This is a genomic window from Duganella sp. S19_KUP01_CR8, from assembly GCF_036688705.1.
In the GTDB taxonomy this organism is placed as follows: domain Bacteria; phylum Pseudomonadota; class Gammaproteobacteria; order Burkholderiales; family Burkholderiaceae_D; genus Rugamonas.
The window spans coordinates 88,642-105,710 of the sequence record NZ_JAQQPR010000022.1 but is presented as its reverse complement, the minus strand read 5'-3'; the positions used below and the strand labels follow the sequence as shown (position 1 = coordinate 105,710).

The 17,069-nt window shown below is 65.6% G+C and carries 19 protein-coding genes; 7 read left to right on the top strand and 12 right to left on the bottom strand.

The window, feature by feature from the left end:
- Positions 1-38: 38 nt before the first annotated feature.
- The 3 genes from holA to leuS are packed head-to-tail and all read right to left on the bottom strand — an operon-like array spanning position 39 to position 4,279.
- On the bottom strand, positions 39-1,055 hold the full coding sequence (gene holA / locus V6M89_RS21460; protein WP_217944820.1) for a DNA polymerase III subunit delta: 1,017 nt from the start codon (positions 1,053-1,055) through the stop codon (positions 39-41).
- 9 nt (positions 1,056-1,064) lie between these two features.
- Complete coding sequence (locus V6M89_RS21455; RefSeq protein WP_332855083.1) at positions 1,065-1,637, bottom strand: LPS-assembly lipoprotein LptE; 573 nt, start codon at positions 1,635-1,637, stop codon at positions 1,065-1,067.
- 11 nt (positions 1,638-1,648) lie between these two features.
- A complete protein-coding gene (gene leuS, locus V6M89_RS21450; protein ID WP_332855082.1) occupies positions 1,649-4,279 on the bottom strand; it encodes a leucine--tRNA ligase in 2,631 nt (876 codons plus the stop codon).
- Between the two features lie 142 nt (positions 4,280-4,421).
- On the opposite strand from leuS, the gene V6M89_RS21445 reads away from it, so the two are divergent.
- The 3 genes from V6M89_RS21445 (at position 4,422) to map (ending at position 6,523) form a co-directional block, all read left to right on the top strand.
- Positions 4,422-5,189 (top strand): AraC family transcriptional regulator, encoded by a 768-nt coding sequence (locus V6M89_RS21445; protein ID WP_332855081.1) that lies wholly within the window; start codon positions 4,422-4,424, stop codon positions 5,187-5,189.
- A gap of 72 nt (positions 5,190-5,261) precedes the next feature.
- Positions 5,262-5,627, top strand: a complete 366-nt coding sequence (locus tag V6M89_RS21440) for a VOC family protein (RefSeq protein WP_332855080.1) — start codon at positions 5,262-5,264, stop codon at positions 5,625-5,627.
- A gap of 59 nt (positions 5,628-5,686) precedes the next feature.
- Positions 5,687-6,523, top strand: a complete 837-nt coding sequence (gene map, locus V6M89_RS21435; protein ID WP_332855079.1) for a type I methionyl aminopeptidase — start codon at positions 5,687-5,689, stop codon at positions 6,521-6,523.
- Here the strand turns inward: map and V6M89_RS21430 are convergent.
- Genes V6M89_RS21430 through V6M89_RS21410 form a run of 5 tightly spaced genes read right to left on the bottom strand, consistent with a single transcriptional unit; the run spans position 6,510 to position 9,413 of the window.
- Entirely contained in the window at positions 6,510-6,836 is a 327-nt protein-coding gene (locus tag V6M89_RS21430) for a barstar family protein (protein WP_332855078.1), read from the bottom strand. The genes map and V6M89_RS21430 overlap by 14 nt on opposite strands.
- On the bottom strand, positions 6,836-7,261 hold the full coding sequence (locus V6M89_RS21425; RefSeq protein ID WP_332855077.1) for an ExbD/TolR family protein: 426 nt from the start codon (positions 7,259-7,261) through the stop codon (positions 6,836-6,838). Before V6M89_RS21425 ends, V6M89_RS21430 begins: the two co-directional genes overlap by 1 nt.
- Before the next feature lie 19 nt (positions 7,262-7,280).
- Positions 7,281-7,940 carry a MotA/TolQ/ExbB proton channel family protein gene (locus V6M89_RS21420; RefSeq protein ID WP_332855076.1) on the bottom strand — a complete coding sequence of 220 codons (660 nt, stop codon included), beginning with the start codon at positions 7,938-7,940 and terminating at the stop codon, positions 7,281-7,283.
- Positions 7,940-8,746, bottom strand: coding sequence for a 4-hydroxy-tetrahydrodipicolinate reductase (dapB, locus tag V6M89_RS21415; RefSeq protein WP_332855075.1), 807 nt, complete (start codon positions 8,744-8,746; stop codon positions 7,940-7,942). The genes V6M89_RS21420 and dapB overlap by 1 nt, the downstream gene beginning before the upstream one ends.
- Before the next feature lie 16 nt (positions 8,747-8,762).
- Complete coding sequence (locus tag V6M89_RS21410) at positions 8,763-9,413, bottom strand: outer membrane protein assembly factor BamE (protein ID WP_332855074.1); 651 nt, start codon at positions 9,411-9,413, stop codon at positions 8,763-8,765.
- Between the two features lie 265 nt (positions 9,414-9,678).
- Here V6M89_RS21410 and fur point away from each other — a divergent pair, with 265 nt between their 5' ends.
- Entirely contained in the window at positions 9,679-10,107 is a 429-nt protein-coding gene (gene fur, locus V6M89_RS21405; RefSeq protein WP_116991991.1) for a ferric iron uptake transcriptional regulator, read from the top strand.
- 104 nt (positions 10,108-10,211) lie between these two features.
- Here the strand turns inward: fur and hrcA are convergent, their stop codons facing one another.
- Both hrcA and V6M89_RS21395 read right to left on the bottom strand, forming a co-directional pair.
- Positions 10,212-11,228, bottom strand: coding sequence for a heat-inducible transcriptional repressor HrcA (gene hrcA / locus V6M89_RS21400; protein WP_332855073.1), 1,017 nt, complete (start codon positions 11,226-11,228; stop codon positions 10,212-10,214).
- Positions 11,229-11,296: 68 nt separating this feature from the next.
- Positions 11,297-12,004 (bottom strand): HAD family hydrolase, encoded by a 708-nt coding sequence (locus V6M89_RS21395; protein ID WP_332855072.1) that lies wholly within the window; start codon positions 12,002-12,004, stop codon positions 11,297-11,299.
- 126 nt (positions 12,005-12,130) lie between these two features.
- On the opposite strand from V6M89_RS21395, the gene V6M89_RS21390 reads away from it, so the two are divergent.
- The 3 genes from V6M89_RS21390 to V6M89_RS21380 all read left to right on the top strand — a co-directional run bounded on the left by V6M89_RS21390 (position 12,131) and on the right by V6M89_RS21380 (position 15,004).
- Positions 12,131-13,531, top strand: coding sequence for a metallophosphoesterase (locus tag V6M89_RS21390; RefSeq protein ID WP_332855071.1), 1,401 nt, complete (start codon positions 12,131-12,133; stop codon positions 13,529-13,531).
- A gap of 143 nt (positions 13,532-13,674) precedes the next feature.
- Positions 13,675-14,280 (top strand): hypothetical protein, encoded by a 606-nt coding sequence (locus V6M89_RS21385; protein ID WP_332855070.1) that lies wholly within the window; start codon positions 13,675-13,677, stop codon positions 14,278-14,280.
- Positions 14,281-14,338: 58 nt separating this feature from the next.
- Positions 14,339-15,004, top strand: coding sequence for a hypothetical protein (locus tag V6M89_RS21380; RefSeq protein ID WP_332855069.1), 666 nt, complete (start codon positions 14,339-14,341; stop codon positions 15,002-15,004).
- 196 nt (positions 15,005-15,200) lie between these two features.
- Here the strand turns inward: V6M89_RS21380 and rsmA are convergent, their stop codons facing one another.
- On the bottom strand, positions 15,201-15,977 hold the full coding sequence (gene rsmA / locus V6M89_RS21375) for a 16S rRNA (adenine(1518)-N(6)/adenine(1519)-N(6))-dimethyltransferase RsmA (RefSeq protein WP_332855068.1): 777 nt from the start codon (positions 15,975-15,977) through the stop codon (positions 15,201-15,203).
- 8 nt (positions 15,978-15,985) lie between these two features.
- Positions 15,986-17,065 (bottom strand): 4-hydroxythreonine-4-phosphate dehydrogenase PdxA, encoded by a 1,080-nt coding sequence (gene pdxA / locus V6M89_RS21370; protein ID WP_332855067.1) that lies wholly within the window; start codon positions 17,063-17,065, stop codon positions 15,986-15,988.
- Between the last annotated feature and the right edge of the window lie 4 nt (positions 17,066-17,069).

Genomic DNA, 17,069 nt, shown 5'->3' with positions numbered 1-17,069 from the left:
CTCAGCATGGATTCCCGCTTTCGCGGGAATGACGTGCATTAGCCGCGTGCGACTTTCAAGGCCAGTTGCAGCATCGAGTCCCACGCGTCGCCGGCGTGCGCTTTGGCGCGCAAGCCCTTGATCATCTTGTCGACCTGCGCCGCGTCCCGCATCGCCGCTTCCAGTACAGGCAGCGAGATGCGGCGCAGCGCCGGCTCCATCATGCGTTCCTTCGGTCCCCAGATACGATACTCCTTGAGCAGCGCACCCAGCGGACGGCCCTGCGCCATGCCCGCCTTCAGCTTGAGCAACGTGCGGATTTCCTCCGACACGGCCCACAACACCAGCGGCAGCGCTTCGCCCTCGCCCTTCAAGCCCTCCAGCATGCGCACCAGACGCGCCGGATCACCCGACAGCATCGCTTCACTGAGCTTGAACACATCGTAACGCGCCACGTTCAGCACCGCATCGTGCACCTGCTCGTAGGTCAGCTTGCCCGGCTCGTGCAGCAAGGCCAACTTCTGTATCTCCTGATGGGCCGCAAGCAGATTGCCTTCAACGCGATCGGCGATGAAATCGATGCTCTGTCTATCCGCGCTTTGCCCTTGTGCGGCAAGGCGCTGGCCTATCCAATTGGGTAACTGCGCCCGTTCAATCTGGGCGATGTCGATATACACCGCCGCCTGCTGCAGACTGGCGACCCAGGCCGCCTTCTGCGTCTGCCAATCCAGCTTGGGCAGCGTGATCAGGGTCAGGTTGTCCGGACTCAGGTCTTTCACATAATTCTGCAGCGCCGCGCCGCCGTCCTTGCCGGGTTTGCCGGTCGGGATGCGCAGCTCGATCAGCTTCTTGTCACCGAACAGCGACAGCGCCTGGTTGGACGCCAGCAGCTCGCCCCACTTGAAGCTGCGCTCCACGGTCAGCACGTCGCGCTCGGAATAGCCTTGCGCGCGCGCCGCCTTGCGGATCTTGTCGGCGGCTTCCAGCGCCAGCAGATGCTCGTCGCTGGTGATCACGTACAGCTGGGACAGCGACTTCGTCAAATGGCCGTCCAGCGCTTCTAACCGCAGTTGCATCGCGCGTCCTTACTGGCCGGAGGCCGGCGTCGGCGGCGGCAGCGACACCTGCGGCGGCTTGATGGCCGCGATGCGGCGCATCATCTGCTGCACCAGGTCGGTCTGCATATCCTTGTACAGCAGCGCTTCTTCCTGCTCCTTCGCCAGCAACTGGGTTTCGTTGAAGTCGATCGGGCGGGTCAGCAGGATCTGCGTGCGGGCCAGCAGCTCCTTGCCCTGCTTGTCCAGCACGCGGAACACGATGTTGTACGACAGCAGATACTGGCTCACGCGGCCATTGCGGTTCAGCGTCAGGATGGTCTTGGAGCGGGTCTTCTCCGGATCGGACAGCACCTCGATCACGCCGTCCGCATCCTTGGCCGCGCTGACGACGGTGGTGCCGCCGTTGGCGCGGATGTTGCGCTTCAAATCGATCGCCAACGGCGACGCTTCCGGCAGTCCGATGTACATCGACGGGAACGGCAGCGTGTAGTGGCCGCCGTCGCCGCGCAGATGGAAGCCGCAGGCCGACACGGTCAGCGCCACGGCCAGCACGGCGGCGCCCAGGCGGCCGCGCCGGAACAACTCGGAAGTAGTAAGCATGTGCTATCCAGTTAAACCACGATGTTGATCAATTTGCCCGGCACCACGATGATCTTCTTCGGCGTGCCTTCGATGAACTTCTGCACCGCTTCGTTGGCCAATGCCGCCGCTTCGATGCTTGCCTTGTCGGCGGTCTTGGCCACGACCACGCTGCCGCGCAGCTTGCCGTTCACCTGGATCATCATTTCGATCTCGGACTGCTCCAGCGCGGCCGGGTCCACCTGCGGCCACTGCACGTTGAGGATGTCGCCGTGCGCCTTGGCGTAGCCCAGTTCTTCCCACAGCACGTGGGTGACGTGCGGGGCGACCGGGTTCAGCAGGCGCAGGAAGATCGCGTAGCCTTCGGCGACCGACGCGGCATCCGCATCCTTGGCCGATTCCAGCGTGTTGAGCATCTTCATGCAGGCCGACACCACGGTGTTGTACTGGATGCGCTTGATGTCGTAGTCGGCCTGCTGCAATACCTTGTGCAGTTCGCGGCGCAGCGCTTTGCCTGCATCGGTGGTGGCGACCGCGGTCAGCGGCGCGCCGGCGGCGGCGATGGCCTCGCGCTGCGCGTAGCCGAAGGCCCACACGCGGCGCAGGAAGCGGTTGGCGCCTTCGACGCCGCTGCCCGACCATTCCAGCGTCTGCTCAGGCGGCGATGCGAACATCGTGAACAGGCGCGCGGTGTCGGCGCCGTACTGGTCGATCTGCGCGGCCGGGTCGATGCCGTTGTTCTTCGACTTCGACATCTTCTCGGTGCCGCCGATGTTGACCGGATTGCCGTCGGCCTTGGAGGTCGCGCCTTGCGGGCGGCCCTTGTCGTCCAAGGTCAGGTCGACGTCGGCCGGGTTGAACCAGGTCTTCTTGCCGGCTGCGTCTTCGCGGTAGTAGGTCTCGTTGAGCACCATGCCTTGCGTGAGCAGGTTGACGAACGGCTCGTCGAACTTGACCAGGCCGAAGTCGCGCATGATCTTGGTCCAGAAGCGCGCGTACAGCAGGTGCATGACGGCGTGTTCGATGCCGCCGATGTACTGGTCCATCGGCATCCAGTAGTCATTGCGTTCGTCGACCATGGCCTTGTCGGCGCCCGGCGAGGTATAGCGCATGTAGTACCACGACGAATCGACGAAGGTGTCCATCGTATCGGTTTCGCGGCGCGCAGGCTTGCCGCACTGCGGGCAGTCGCACTTGAGGAAGGCTTCGTATTTGTTCAGCGGGTTGCCGGTACCATCGGGTACGCAGTCTTCCGGCAGCACCACCGGCAGGTCTTTTTCCGGCACCGGCACCACGCCGCAATCGCCGCAGTGGATCATCGGGATCGGCGTGCCCCAGTAGCGCTGGCGCGAGATGCCCCAGTCGCGCAGGCGGAAGGTGATCTTCTTCTCGCCCAGGCCCTTGGCGGCCATGTCGGCGGCCACCGCTTCGACGGCTTCGGCGTAGCGCAGGCCGTCGTACTTGCCGGAGTTGGTGACGATGGAGATGTCCTTGTCGCCGTACCATTCCTGCCAGGCTTCGGTCGAGAACTCTTTACCCTCGGCGGCGATGACCTGCTTGATCGGCAGGTTGTATTTTTTGGCGAAGGCGAAATCGCGTTCGTCGTGCGCAGGCACGCCCATGACGGCGCCGTCGCCGTAGGTGATCAGCACGTAGTTGCCGACCCAGACTTCGACCTGCTCGCCGGTCAGCGGATGGGTGACGAACAGGCCGGTCGGCATGCCCTTCTTCTCCATCGTCGCCATGTCGGCTTCGATCACGGAGCCCAGCTTGCACTCGGCGTTGAAGGCGGCCAGTTCCGGGTTGGTCTGCGCGGCGTGGATGGCCAGCGGGTGCTCGGCGGCCACGGCGCAGAAGGTCACGCCCATCACGGTGTCCGGACGGGTGGTGAAGACGTACATCTTGCCGTCCTGGATCAACTCGCCGTCGGCGCCCTTGATCTGGTGCGGGAAGGCGAAGCGCACGCCGGTCGACTTGCCGATCCAGTTGGTCTGCATGGTGCGCACGCGCTCAGGCCAGCCTGGCAGCTTGTCGTCGACGTAGGCCAGCAGCTCATCGGCGTAGTCGGTGATGCGGGCGTAGTACATCGGGATTTCGCGCTTTTCGATCAGCGCGCCCGAACGCCAGCCGCGGCCGTCGACCACCTGTTCGTTGGCCAGCACGGTCTGGTCGATCGGATCCCAGTTCACGGTGCCGGTCTTCTTGTAGATGATGCCTTTTTCCAGCATCTTGAGGAACATCCACTGGTTCCACTTGTAGTATTCCGGCTTGCACGCGGTCATTTCGCGCGACCAGTCGATCGCCAGGCCCATCGACTCCATCTGCTCGCGCATGTGGGCGATGTTGGAGTAGGTCCACTGCGCCGGCGGCACGTTGTTGGCCATCGCCGCGTTTTCCGCAGGCATGCCGAACGCATCCCAGCCCATCGGCATGAGGACGTTGTAGCCGTTCATGCGCAGATAGCGGTACATCACATCATTGATCGTATAGTTGCGGACGTGGCCCATGTGCAGCTTGCCCGATGGGTAAGGCAGCATCGAACAGGCGTAATACTTCCCTTTCGGGAAACGCGGGTCGTGCTCGACGGCTTTGTAGGCGTCGATGGCTTTCCAGTGGGATTGAGCGGCTTTTTCTACGTCAGCGGGACTATATTTATCTTGCATGATGGTGTGCGGCCAATAAGTGAATATGAACCGGACATTATAACCCAGGGGGTCAAGTCTGACATTCGGACACGGCCTCTGCTGCACTGCGGAAGAGGCCGTGACCGAATGTCAGACTTGACCCCCGGGGTATACTGGGCGGATGTATTACCGCGAATACCCTCCCCACCCGGCGCTGGCCGCGCATGTCGAGTGCATGTGGGCCGCCTGCGCGCCGGGCGGCGCCCATACGCACCGGGTGCTGCCGGATAATTGCGTCGATATTCTCTGGCAGGACGGCGGACGGCCCGGCTTCGCGGTCGGCATGATGAGTAGCGCCATCCTGGTGGCCAGCGGCGGGCCGCTGCGGACGGTGGCGGTGCGCTTCAAGCCCGGCGCGGCGGGCGCCTTCCTGGCCGCGCCGCTGCACGCGCTGACCGACCAACGGGCCGATATCGACCAGCTGTGGGGCCGCAGCGATGCCTACCGGCTGGCCGATGCGCTGTGGACCTGCGAGCTGTCCGACCGCGAGCGCATCGCCCTGATCGAACACCAGCTGTTGCTGCGGCTGCGCGCGGCCGGCCCACCGGGCGATCCGGGCGACCGGCTGATCCGCCGCGCGCTGGCCGCGCTGGACGCCAGTAGTGGTGCGCTGCGCATAGAGGATCTGGCGGCGCAGCTGGGCGTGTCGCGCCAGCACATGGCGGCGCTGTTCCGCGCGCGGGTCGGTCTGTCACCCAAGCTGTATGCGCGCATCTGCCGCTTCCGCCGGGCTACGGCCGCGCTCAAGACCGGCCCGGCGCAAGGGTCAGGCTCGCTTAACTGGGCGCAACTGGCGCTGGAATGCGGCTATTTCGACCAGTCGCACCTGATCCACGATTTCCAGGAATTCGCCGGCAGCGCGCCGGAGCGTTTCCTGCTGGCTGCCTAGCTTCCATTTTTACAATCGCCGGCGGCGGCATTGTGCCAAGATGATGTTTTCAACATCTCAGTGGAGACAAGCATGATCAAGGGATTACGCACCGTGGCCTACCCGGTCACCGACCTGGCGGCCGCCAAGGCCTGGTACAGCAAGGTATTCGATACCGCGCCCTATTTCGACCAGCCGTTCTACGTCGGCTTCAACATCGGCGGCTTCGAGCTGGGCCTGATCCCGGACGGCAAGCCGGGCCAGACCGGCAGCATGGTCTACTGGGGCGTGGACGATATCGCCGCCGAAGTCGAGCGCATCGTCGCCCTGGGCGCCACCGTGCAGGGCGCCATCCAGGACGTCGGCGAGAACATCAAGACGGTCGAACTGGCCGATCCGTTCGGTAATTTGCTTTGCCTGATCGACAACCCGCACTTCGACCCGAAAGCGGTGCGCTAAAGGCAGCTGCCCGTATTTGTGGCATCATACGGCCCTCCAAAAATGAAAGAGGTAGTGCCATGTCCCGTCGCAACGCCAATATGATCAAGTCGCCCGAGCAAATCGTCCTGGCGCGCGTCGCCGCCCAGCTGGCGGCCGACGTGCTGACCATGATCGCGCCGCACGTCAAGGCGGGCGTCAGCACGGCCTACCTCGATAAGCTGTGCAACGACTACATCGTCAACGTGCAGCAGGTGACGCCGGCCAACGTCGGCTATGGCGGTTTCCCGGCCACCGTGTGCAGCTCGGTCAACCATGTGGTGTGCCACGGCATACCGGCGGAAGACCACATCCTCAAGGATGGCGACATCATCAACATCGACGTCGCCGTCATCAAGGATGGCTGGCATGGCGACACCAGCCGCATGTACTACGTCGGCGAGCCGTCGAAGTCGGCGCGCAAGCTGGTGGAGACCACCTATGCGGCGATGTGGGCCGGCATCCGCGCCGTCAAGCCGCGCGCCACGCTGGGCGACGTCGGCTTCGCGATCCAGACCATTGCCGAGAAGGCCGGCTACAGCGTGGTGCTGGATTACTGCGGCCACGGCATCGGCATGGTCTACCACGAGGAGCCGCAGGTGGCGCACTACGGCCGTCCGGGCCAGGGCGTGGTGCTCAAGCCGGGCATGCTGTTCACGATCGAACCGATGATCAATGCCGGCAAGGCGGCAACCAAGGAATTGAACGACGGCTGGACCGTCGAGACGCGCGACAAATCGCTGTCGGCGCAATGGGAGCACATGGTGCTGGTGACCGAGACCGGCTTCGAGGTGCTGACGCTGGCCCCGGGCGAGACCGGCGCCAAGGCGCTGATCCCGAACGCCGTGCCAGCCGGTGCCGCCGCTAGCGCAGCGTAAGTTTCAGGGCCGGCTTTTCGCCGTAGTCTTCGTAGCGCTCGTTGATGCCGGCCACGCAGTACGTCACTTCTTCCAGGATATCCGGCACGGCGGCCTTCATGGCCTCCGCGCCCGTGATGACGATTTCCAGCACTTCGTTCGGCTTCAGGCGGAACTTGCTCATGCCGTCTTCGTCGCGCAGATAGCTCAGGCAATCGACCCAGGCGTCCATGGTGTTGCCGTAGCCGTCGGGGAAGCCCAGCACGGTCTTGCAGGCGGCGTGGAAGCTATCAAAATCGGTGATCGCCGCGCCGTTCAGTTCTGCGGTTGCCATTATTTTTTCTCTTTCTTGGGGTCCGTCACGAATCCCAATTTCGTTAATCCATTCGACTGCGCGGCCGCCATCACCTGGGCCACCACTTCGTAGCGGGTGTCCTTGTCGGCGCGCAGTTGCAGTTCCGGTTGCGGCTCCAGCTTGGCCGCTTCGACCAGGCGCGCTTCCAGCACGCTCGGCTCGACCGGGTCGTTATTCCAGAATATTTTGCCGGCGCCGTCGATAGCCAGCGTGACCGTGGCGGCCTGCTGCGGGCTGGCTTGCGCCTGCGCCTTCGGCAGGTCCAGCTTGACGGCGTGGGTGAACATCGGCGCGCTGAGGATGAAGATCACCAGCAGCACCAGCATCACATCGACCATCGGCGTGACGTTGATGTCGGCCATCGGCCCCGGATTGCGGTGGTGGTTGAATGCGCCAAAGCTCATGCTTACTCCCAGCAGTGGATTACTTCGTCAAATACGCGTGCAGGTCGTGCGCGAAGGCGTCCAGCTCGGCCAGGGTCAGCCGGTTGACGCGGTTGAATCCGTTATACGCCAATACGGCGGGGATCGCCACCGTCAGGCCGATGGCGGTCATGATCAGCGCCTCGCCCACCGGGCCGGCCACTTTGTCGATCTGCACCGTGCCGCTGGCCGACACATTGGCCAGCGCATGGTAGATGCCCCACACGGTGCCCAGCAGGCCGACGAACGGCGCGGTGGCGCCGATCGACGCCAGCAGGGTCAGGCCGCCTTCGAGGCGGTTGGTGGAATTCTGGATCGCCACCCGCAGCACGCGCGTGACCTGGGCCGCATGGCCCATTTCGCCGCCCAGCGAGGCGCGGCCGGCGGTTTTCAATTGCGCGGCGCCTTGCTGCGCCAGCGGCAGGAATACCTGTTCTGGATCGGCCAGGCTCAACGCGGCGACGCCGTCCTGCATCGACGGCGCCTCCCAGAACGCCTGCACGGCCGGCGCGCTACGGCGGATGCGCCACGCGGCGTAACTCTTGGCCAGGATGAAGAACCAGCTCACCAGCGACATCGCCAGCAACACCAGCGCCACGATGTGGCTGATGGTGTCGCCCTGCTCCCAGTAACTCGCGAGGGTGAAGTGGTTGGGCGTCATCAGTTCAGCGCCAGCACGTCGTTCATGTCGTACAGGCCGGTCGCCTTGTCGGCCAGGAAGCGGCAGGCGCGCAGCGAGCCGTGGGCGTAGGTCACGCGGCTGCTGGATTTGTGGCTGATCTCGATGCGCTCGCCGGTGCCGGCGAACAGCACCGTGTGGTCGCCGACGATGTCGCCGCCGCGGATGGTGGCGAAGCCGATCGACGATGGATCGCGTTCGCCGGTCACGCCTTCGCGCGCGTAGACGGCGCAATCCTTCAAATCGCGGCCCAGCGCGTCAGCCAGCACTTCGCCCATCTTCAGCGCGGTGCCGGACGGGGCGTCGACCTTGTGCCGGTGGTGGGCTTCGATCACTTCGATGTCGTAGCCGACCGCCAGCGCCTTGGCCGCCTGTTGCAGCAGCTTGAGCGTGACGTTGACGCCGACGCTGAAGTTGGGCGAGAACACGATGGCGGTTTTCTTGGCCGCTTCGGCGATGGCCGCCTTGCCCGCTTCGTCGAAGCCGGTGGTGCCGATGATCATCTTGATGCCGTGCTCGGCGCAATACGCCAGGTGCTCCAGCGTGCCTTCGGGACGGGTGAAGTCGATCAGGAACTGGGCGCCGGCCAGGCCCTTGGCCAGTTCGGACTCGACCGGCACGCCGGCCGGCTTGCCGAGGAAGGCGGCGGCGTCGCTGCCGACGTTGGCCGAGCCCGCGCGGTCGAGCGCGCCGGACAGGGTGGCGTCGGGGGCGTCGAGCACCGCTTCGATCAGGATGCGGCCCATGCGGCCGCCGGCGCCGGCGATGGCGATGTTCAGGTCTGTCATGCTTCTGTCCTCGTGCTTATTTCTTGTCGTTGTTCACCGTGACGCCGACCGGCGAGGCGGCGGAGTTGTCGCTGCCGGCCGGAATCGGCGAGGTATTGCCGACCGGACGCGCGTCCGGAACGCTCAGGTCCTTCTTGACCTTGGGCGCCGGGCCGGCGATGCGGGCGATGTATTCTTTTTCGGTCGGCAGGTTGCCGCCTTCCCAGCGCGCCACCTTGCCGTCCTTGTCGAAGAACACGATCACGCGGCTGGTGGTGATTTCGCCGTTGCCCTTGGCCATGCGGAAGGCGTAGTCCCAGCGGTCGGCGTGGAACGGGTCGGCCAGCAGCGCGGTGCCGAAGATGAAGCGGACCTGCTCGCGCGTCATGCCGGCCTTCAGTTGCGACAGCATCTCTTCGGAGACGAAGTTACCCTGCTGGATGTCCGGACGATACGGCGAGAAGAACCACATGAACTTCTGCAGCTTGGTGATGGTGGTGGTTTGCGCGCCTTTGTTGGCGTCCAGCGTCGTGCCGGTTTCTTTCACGTCGGTCGATTTCTCGCCCAGCGTGGTGTTGGACGCGCAGCCGCCCGCGGCCAGCGCGACGCAAACAGCGCCGGCGAGCAGAGGCGCGCGGCGGGTGAAACGGTGCAACAAAGACTGCGATAAAGCCTGGGTGACGCGCATGGTTGTCCTCAATCTGATCGAGCGGAAGTGCCGAAAAACGCTATATCATAAAGCACAAGGTGCGAGATGGGGCTGCGCGGGCACTCGGAGAGATCGCATTATCCAGCAAATTCGGAACTATGTCCTTGTTTTATAAAGATTAATTGTAAAACATTGCAAATGTAAATTTCACGCGGGAGGGTGCATATGGGCGCCGATGGTGCGGCTGCCGCCGGAGTGTTAAACTGTGGCCTAGCTATCGCCAACCACACTAAGAGTCGCCACCATGAGCAACAATCCTACCGACCTGAAGGCCAGCGGCCTGAAAGCCACGCTGCCCCGCCTCAAAATCCTGGACATCTTCCAGAACAGCGAAGTGCGCCACCTGACCGCCGAGGATGTCTACAAGATCCTGCTGTCCGACAATATGGACGTGGGCCTGGCGACCGTGTACCGCGTGCTGACCCAGTTCGAGCAGGCCGGCCTGCTGAACCGCAACCACTTCGAGACGGGCAAGGCGATCTTTGAATTAAACGAAGGTTCGCACCACGATCACCTGGTGTGCCTCGATTGCGGCCGGGTGGAAGAATTCTTCGACGAGGAAATCGAATCGCGCCAGCAGATCGTGGCCAAGGAGCGCGGCTTCAAGATCGCCGAGCATGCGCTGGCGATCTATGGCAACTGCACCAAGACCGCCTGCCCGCACCGCGCTTGATTTTCACCCCGCACGGCGACTGAGCCTGGGGTCTGACCCCGTACGGGGGCATCTCGCACTGCGAGATGCGGGCGTAGCCCTCCCCAGACCCCGCCTTGCCGGGTTTAGTTGTGGCTGAGCGCGTTCGATAACAGCTTGGCCGTGATGTCGACGATCGGTATCACCCGCTCATATGCCATGCGGGTCGGGCCGATCACTCCCAGAGTGCCGACGATTTTGCCGTTGGCCATGTAGGGCGCGGTGACCACGCTCATCTCGTCCATCGGCACCAGGCTCGATTCGCCGCCGATGTAGATCTGCACGCCGCTGGCCTTGCTCGAAACGTCGAGCAGCTGCATCAATCCCGTCTTCTGCTCGAACATGTCGAACATCTGCCGCAGCGACGTCATGTTCGACGACAGGTCGCTCACCGACAGCAGGTTGCGCTCGCCGGAGATGACCATGTCGTCCGAATGGTCGGCCATCGCCTCGCTGCCCGCCTCCACCGCCGCCTGCATCAGCCGGCCCATGTCGTCGCGCAATTGGCGCACTTCGTTTTGCAGGCGCATGTGCACTTCGTCGAAGGCCAGGCCGCCGTAGTTCTGGTTGATGTAGTTGGCCGACTGGACCAGCTGCGCCGGACTGTAGTCGACGTCGGTCAGCAGCAGCCGGTTCTGCACGTCGCCGGTCGGGCCGACGATCACCAGCAGGATGCGCTTTTCCCCCAGCCGCAGGAATTCAATCTGCTGGAACACCGATTCGCGCCGCGGGCTCAGCACCACGCCGGCGAACTGCGACAGCGACGACAGCATCTGCGCCGCGTTGGCGATCATCTTCTGCGGCTGCGGCGCCTGCAGCCGCATGCGGCCCTCGACCGATTGCTCGTCCAGGTGCTGCACCGTCAGCAGGGTGTCGACAAAGATGCGGTAGCCGCGCGGCGTCGGCACCCGGCCGGCCGAGGTGTGGGGACTGGCGACGTAGCCCAGCTCCTCCAGGTCGGCCATGATGTTGCGGATGGTCGCCGGCGACAGGTCCAGCCCGGAGATCTTGGACAGGGCGCGCGAGCCCACCGGCTGCCCGTCCGCGATGTAGCGTTCGACGAGGGCCTTGAGCAGGGTTTGTGCGCGTGGTTCGAGTTGCATGTTCATTCACTGATGGTATTTCTGCTTATTATGCACGCTCTGCGCCGGACGGGGGCCGTTGCGTGGCGTCAATGCTGCATTTGCTCGCGCACCCAGGCCAGAAGTGCATCGAAACTTGCACAAATGGCGTCCGGCGCCACACCGGCCTCCAGGTGCGCGGTGCTGCCGGCCCGGTTCATCCACACCGCGCGCAGGCCCGCGCCCTGCGCGCCCTGCACGTCCAGCCGCAAATCGTCGCCGACGTAGACCGCGTCCTGCGGCGCCACGCCCATCGCCTCGCAGGCGGCCAGGAAGATGGCCGGATCGGGCTTGGCGCGGCCGAAGCGCGCCGAGGCCAGCACGGTTTCAAAATGGTGGTGCAGGCCGATGACTTCAAGATCGGCGTTGCCGTTGGTGATCACGCCCAGCCGCAGCGTCGCCTGCAGCTCGGCCAGCGCCGGCAGCACGTCGGCGTATGGCGTGACGGCGTTGCGCCGCAGGTGGAAGTGCTGCATGGCGCCGTCGATGTGGGCAGCGTCGGCGCCGGCTTCGGCGAAGGCCTGCTCCAGCGCCACACGGCGCAGCTGGTACAGGTCGACCACCAGCTCCGGCCGCTGTTCCAGCAGGGCCATGCGGCGCGCGCGCAGCTCGGCGATCGAATAGCGCTGGGCCACCTCGGGCGCGTGCTCGGCCAGCCAGGCGTGCCAACTGGTTTCGGCCGCCGCGATCACCGGGCCGATCGGCCACAGGGTGTCGTCAAGGTCGAACAGCAGGGCGTGCGGGCGGCGGTTGGTCATGGCGGGCAGACAGAAATGTGGAGTCTGCGTATTGTCGCACCGATCGCCGCTTGACGACGGCATGGTAAATTACCGGATTCCCCTGCTGGAGCCGCCGTGCCTTTGACTACGCTTGTGACTACGTTCGTGACGACCTGCCGCCGCTGGGCGCCGCCCCTGCTGACCGCCATGCTGGCGGGCTGCGCCACCGTGGGCCAGGCGCCGGCCTTTTCCTCCTTCGTGGTGCTGGGCGAACACGGCGCCGCCGTGGCGCGCGTGCTGATCGATGCCCCCGCCTGCCCCGACCTCGTCATCGACCAGCGCCCGCAGGCGATGGCCGTGCGCGCGCCGGCCGCCACGCCGGCGCTGCGCAGCACGCCGTCGGCGCCGGCCGATTCCAAGCCGGCCGCCTTCCCGCTGCTGACCTGCGAGGCGCCGCTGCCGGCCGCCGGCAGCTACGCCCAGGCGAGCGTGCTGGGCCGGGTGCTGCCGCTGCCGCAGGCGGCGCCGCAACGCATCGTCGTCATCGGCGACACCGGCTGCCGTCTGCAAAAGAACAGCAACAGCTACCAGGCCTGCAACGACAGCGCCGCCTACCCGTTCGCCGCCATCGCGGCCGCCGCCGCCGCGTGGCGCCCCGACCTGGTGATCCACGTGGGCGACTACCACTACCGCGAAAACGCTTGCCCGGACGGCAACGCCGGCTGCGCCGGCAGCCCCTGGGGCTACGGCTGGGACGCCTGGAACGCCGATTTCTTCGCGCCCGGCGCGGCGCTGCTGCAGGCGGCGCCGTGGGTCATGGCGCGCGGCAACCACGAAAACTGCCTGCGCGGCGGCCAGGGCTACTGGCGCCTGCTCGACCCGCGTCCGCTGCTGGCCGGGCGCGACTGCAACCGCGCCGCCGACGACGCCGTCGGCAACTACAGCGATCCCTACGCCGTGCCTATCGGCCAGGACACCCAGCTGCTGGTGCTGGACACCGCCAACACCACCTGGAAGGGCCTGAAGCCGGGCGAGCTGGGCTACGACAAATACCGCGACCTGTACCGCAAGCTGGACGCGCTGGCCCGGCAGGCGCCGCGCAACCTCGGCATCGACCACCATCCGCTGCTGGGCATGGGCGCCGACCGCAAGGCCGACGGCGCCCTGGTGCTGCTGCCGGGCGACGCCGGCCTGCAGCAAGCCTTCGGCTCGCTCAACGCGCAGCTGCTGCCGGCAAACATACAGGCGATGCTCTCCGGTCATGTGCACCTGTGGGAACAGGTCAGCTTCGCCAGCGAGCATCCGAGCCAGTTCATATCCGGCTTTTCCGGCACCGCCGAGGACACCGTGCCCTTGCCGGAACGCCTGCCGGACGGCGTGACGCCGGCGCCGGGCGCGCGGGTCGAGCAGTTCAGTTCCTGGGTCGACGGCTTCGGTTTCATGACGATGGAGCGGCTGGGCGCCGACCAGTGGCTGGTGCAGGTGCACGACCAGCAGGGCCGGGTGCGCAACAGCTGCCGCCTCGACGGCAGGCGTTCGCGCTGCGAGCTGGCGCAGGTCAAATAAGCGGCGCGGCGGCCGCAAGTGTCACAAGCTGTTACATCGCTTAGCGGTCCGGAGTTACCAAATGCACTAAAATACGGGCCATTCCGTGTAAGATGCTGCACCCGAGTATTGCCGGGCCCTATTCGTTTTGGAGAGAGATTTTTATGAAAAGTTTGTATCTGCGTTCGGGCCTGGCCCTGGTGTGCGCCGCCCTGCTGAACGCCTGCGGCGGCGGCAATGGCAACCTGGCCCTGTCCGGCACCATCACCGGCCTGACCAAGCCCGACCTGGTCCTGATCAACAACAAGACCGGCGAAAAACTGCCTATCCCCGCCAATACCAGCACCTTTGTGTTCACCAAGCTGGCGGCGGTCGACGAGGAATTCAACGTCACCGTCTCCACCCCGCCCACCGGCGGCAGCTGCAAGCCGGTCGGCACCAGCAACGTCGGCAAGGCCAACGCCTACACCTCGTACTCGATCCAGTTCGCCTGCCAGGCCAACCCGTGGACCTTGGGCGGCACCGTGACCGGCCTCACCAGCTCGGGCCTGATCCTGGCCAACGGCGCCGACACCGTCAGCGTGCTGCCGCCGGCCAGCGCCGGCGCGCCGGTCAGCTTCACCTTCGGCACCAAGGTCGGCGACGGCTCGCCCTACGGCGTGACCGTGCTGGCGCAGCCGAAAGATCCGGCCCAGGTCTGCACGCTGAGCAACAACGTCGGCACCATGCCGGGTTCGGACTTCTCCGGCGTGACCGTCACCTGCAAGTAATTCCGGCGCCGGCCCGCATCGCGATGGCCGGCCGATCCGCCTCTTTTTGGAGTAATTGATGAAATTTTCGACTTTGAGCGCCGTCACGGCGCTGATGCTGGCCGCCGCGCTGTCCGCCTGCGGCGGCAAGGCCCAATTCGCCGTGCAAGGCACGATCAACGGCCTGAACAACCCTGGCCTGGTGCTGGCCAACGGCGACGACCGCCTGCCGGTGGCGGCCGCCACCACCAGCTTCGTGATGCCCAAGCAAATCCCGTACGGCACCGACTACAACGTCACCGTGCTGACCAATCCGGCGCACCAGACCTGCGCACCGGTGTCGGGCGGCTCCGGCTCGGCCGGCCATACGGTGGCGATCGCCGTGATCATCAACTGCGTCCAGAACAGCTACACGGTGGGCGGCCAGTTCGTCGGCCTGTTCAACAAATCCGAGGCGGTCGCCGCCACCGCCACCACCGCTGCGGTGGCCGCCGTCCCGCGCGTGGTCACGCTGCTGAACGGCTCCACCGGCGGCCAGGTCGCGGTCTCGAGCGCCGCGGCCGTCGACACCGTGCTGGGCAAGGGCGAGTTCGTGTTTGGCCTGCCTGTGGCCGACGGCAGCGCCTACGGCGTGACCATCGTGCCGGACGCCACCTCCGACATCAATTGCACGCTGACCAACAACACCGGCGTGGTCAACGGCGCCGCCGTCAGCAACATGGTACTGAGCTGCAAACCGAAGTAATCAAGAGGGGGAGCGCCGCGCGGAATGCGCGGCGCGGCGGCCGCAGAGTTATACGGTATCGTGATGTTCGATATTCGAAAAATAAACTTGCGTTATATGTCGCGCCGCAGCATACTTCATTTGTCTCCTCCACTTCTTGCAAAGGAATTGGATTTAGCCCGCTTTCACCAGCGGGCTTTTTTTTTGCCCGCCGCTTTTAATGCGGCTTGAGCAGGTTGGCCAGCGCCACGTACTGCGCCAGGCCCACGGTTTCCGGACGCATGGTCGGGTCGATGCCGGCTTCGACGATCTGCGCTTCGGTGAACATGCCGGCCAGGCAGTTGCGGATCACCTTGCGGCGCTGCGAGAACGCCTTCAACACCACCGCCTCCAGCGTCGGGCCGTCGCACGCCAGCGGGTTGGCGACCGGGATCATGCGCACGATGGCCGACTCCACCTTCGGCGGCGGATCGAACGCTTCCGGCGGCACCACGAACAGCAGCGACATGTCGTAGCGCCACTGCAGCATCACCGACAGGCGGCCGTAGGTCTTGCTGCCCGGCTCGGCCACCATGCGCTCCACCACTTCCTTCTGCAGCATGAAATGCTGGTCCTGCACCTGCGGCGCGAACGTCGCCAGGTGGAACAGCAGCGGGCTGGAGATGTTGTACGGCAGGTTGCCGACGATGCGCAGCTTCTGCCCGGCCGGCACCGGGATGCTGGCGTAGTCGAACTTGAGCGCGTCGCCGGCGTGGATGGTCAGCTTGGCCGGGTTGTAGGTCTTTTCCAGCCGCGCCACCAGGTCGCGGTCGAGCTCGACCACGTGCATCATCTTCAGCGTGCGCATCAGCTGCTCGGTCATCGCGCCCAGGCCGGGCCCGATCTCGACCATCGCGTCGTCCGGTTCCGGGGCGATCGCCTCGGTGATGCTGGACAGGACGTATTTATCGTGTAAAAAGTTTTGGCCGAAGCGTTTGCGGGCGACGTGTTTCATGGTTGTTCTTATTTGAGAGGTGAGGAGGAGGCGGCCATGGCCAGCGCGGTGTCGATCGCGGCGGCCATGCTGCCGCAGTCGGCCAGGCCCAGGCCCTGGGCCGCCAGGTCGAGCGCGGTGCCGTGGTCGACCGAGGTGCGGATCAGCGGCAGGCCCAGCGTGATGTTGACGCCCTGGCCGAAGGTCGCGTATTTGAGCACCGGCAAGCCCTGGTCGTGGTACATGGCCAGCACGCAGTCGGCGTCCTGCAGGTATTTGGGCTGGAACAGCGTGTCGGCCGGATACGGGCCACGCGCGTCGATGCCGCGCGCCTGCGCCGCCGCGATGGCCGGCGCGATGACGTCGATCTCTTCGCGCCCCAGGTAGCCGCCCTCGCCCGCGTGCGGGTTCAGGCCGCACAGCAGGATGCGCGGCGCGGCGAGGCCGAACTTGCTGCGCAAGTCATGGTCGATGATGTCGAGCACGCGCGCCAGGCCGTCCCGGCTCAGCGCGGCGGCGACGTCCTTCAGCGGCAGGTGGGTGGTGGCCAGCGCGACCCGCAGCGGCGGCGGCAGCGGCCGGCCGGCCGGCGCCGGCGGCTGGCCGGCCAGCATCATCACCACTTGCGCGGTGCCGGTCTGGTCGGCGAAGTATTCGGTGTGGCCGGAGAACGGCACGCCGGCGTCGTTGATGGTGCTCTTTTGCAGCGGCGCGGTGACCACCGCCTCGAACCAGCCGGCGCGCACGCCTTCGATGGCGGCGTCCAGCGTGGCCAGCACGCTGCGGCCGTTTTCCTTGTCCAGCTTGCCGGGCACGACGTGCGCCGCCAGCGGCACGTCGATCACGCTGATGCGGCCGGGGCCGAACTGCGGCAGGCCGCCGTTGCGCACCGCCTGCAAGGACAGCGCCGACAATTGAATCGCGGGATCGATATAGCTGGCGGTCATGGCCAGGAAGGCGGCGTCGCCCAGCAGCACGCAATTGACGTCGTGGCGGCGCGCCCAGGCGGCGCGGATGGAGATCTCCGGGCCGATGCCGGCCGGCTCGCCGACGGTGACGGCGATCGCGGGGCGCAGCGCGCTGCGCCCGGTGTGCAAAGTGGCGCTCACGCGT

Excerpts from the sequence above, each read along its gene's own strand:
- V6M89_RS21385 (WP_332855070.1), top strand. The coding sequence starts at position 13,675 with ATGAAAAGTTTGTATCTGCGTTCGGGCCTGGCCCTGGTGTGCGCCGCC.
- map (WP_332855079.1), top strand. The coding sequence starts at position 5,687 with ATGTCCCGTCGCAACGCCAATATGATCAAGTCGCCCGAGCAAATCGTC.
- dapB (WP_332855075.1), bottom strand. The coding sequence starts at position 8,746 with ATGACAGACCTGAACATCGCCATCGCCGGCGCCGGCGGCCGCATGGGC.
- rsmA (WP_332855068.1), bottom strand. The coding sequence starts at position 15,977 with ATGAAACACGTCGCCCGCAAACGCTTCGGCCAAAACTTTTTACACGAT.
- leuS (WP_332855082.1), bottom strand. The coding sequence starts at position 4,279 with ATGCAAGATAAATATAGTCCCGCTGACGTAGAAAAAGCCGCTCAATCC.
- V6M89_RS21455 (WP_332855083.1), bottom strand. The coding sequence starts at position 1,637 with ATGCTTACTACTTCCGAGTTGTTCCGGCGCGGCCGCCTGGGCGCCGCC.
- V6M89_RS21380 (WP_332855069.1), top strand. The coding sequence starts at position 14,339 with ATGAAATTTTCGACTTTGAGCGCCGTCACGGCGCTGATGCTGGCCGCC.
- fur (WP_116991991.1), top strand. The coding sequence starts at position 9,679 with ATGAGCAACAATCCTACCGACCTGAAGGCCAGCGGCCTGAAAGCCACG.
- V6M89_RS21430 (WP_332855078.1), bottom strand. The coding sequence starts at position 6,836 with ATGGCAACCGCAGAACTGAACGGCGCGGCGATCACCGATTTTGATAGC.
- V6M89_RS21445 (WP_332855081.1), top strand. The coding sequence starts at position 4,422 with ATGTATTACCGCGAATACCCTCCCCACCCGGCGCTGGCCGCGCATGTC.
- V6M89_RS21440 (WP_332855080.1), top strand. The coding sequence starts at position 5,262 with ATGATCAAGGGATTACGCACCGTGGCCTACCCGGTCACCGACCTGGCG.
- hrcA (WP_332855073.1), bottom strand. The coding sequence starts at position 11,228 with ATGCAACTCGAACCACGCGCACAAACCCTGCTCAAGGCCCTCGTCGAA.
- V6M89_RS21420 (WP_332855076.1), bottom strand. The coding sequence starts at position 7,940 with ATGACGCCCAACCACTTCACCCTCGCGAGTTACTGGGAGCAGGGCGAC.
- V6M89_RS21425 (WP_332855077.1), bottom strand. The coding sequence starts at position 7,261 with ATGAGCTTTGGCGCATTCAACCACCACCGCAATCCGGGGCCGATGGCC.
- V6M89_RS21395 (WP_332855072.1), bottom strand. The coding sequence starts at position 12,004 with ATGACCAACCGCCGCCCGCACGCCCTGCTGTTCGACCTTGACGACACC.
- V6M89_RS21410 (WP_332855074.1), bottom strand. The coding sequence starts at position 9,413 with ATGCGCGTCACCCAGGCTTTATCGCAGTCTTTGTTGCACCGTTTCACC.
- holA (WP_217944820.1), bottom strand. The coding sequence starts at position 1,055 with ATGCAACTGCGGTTAGAAGCGCTGGACGGCCATTTGACGAAGTCGCTG.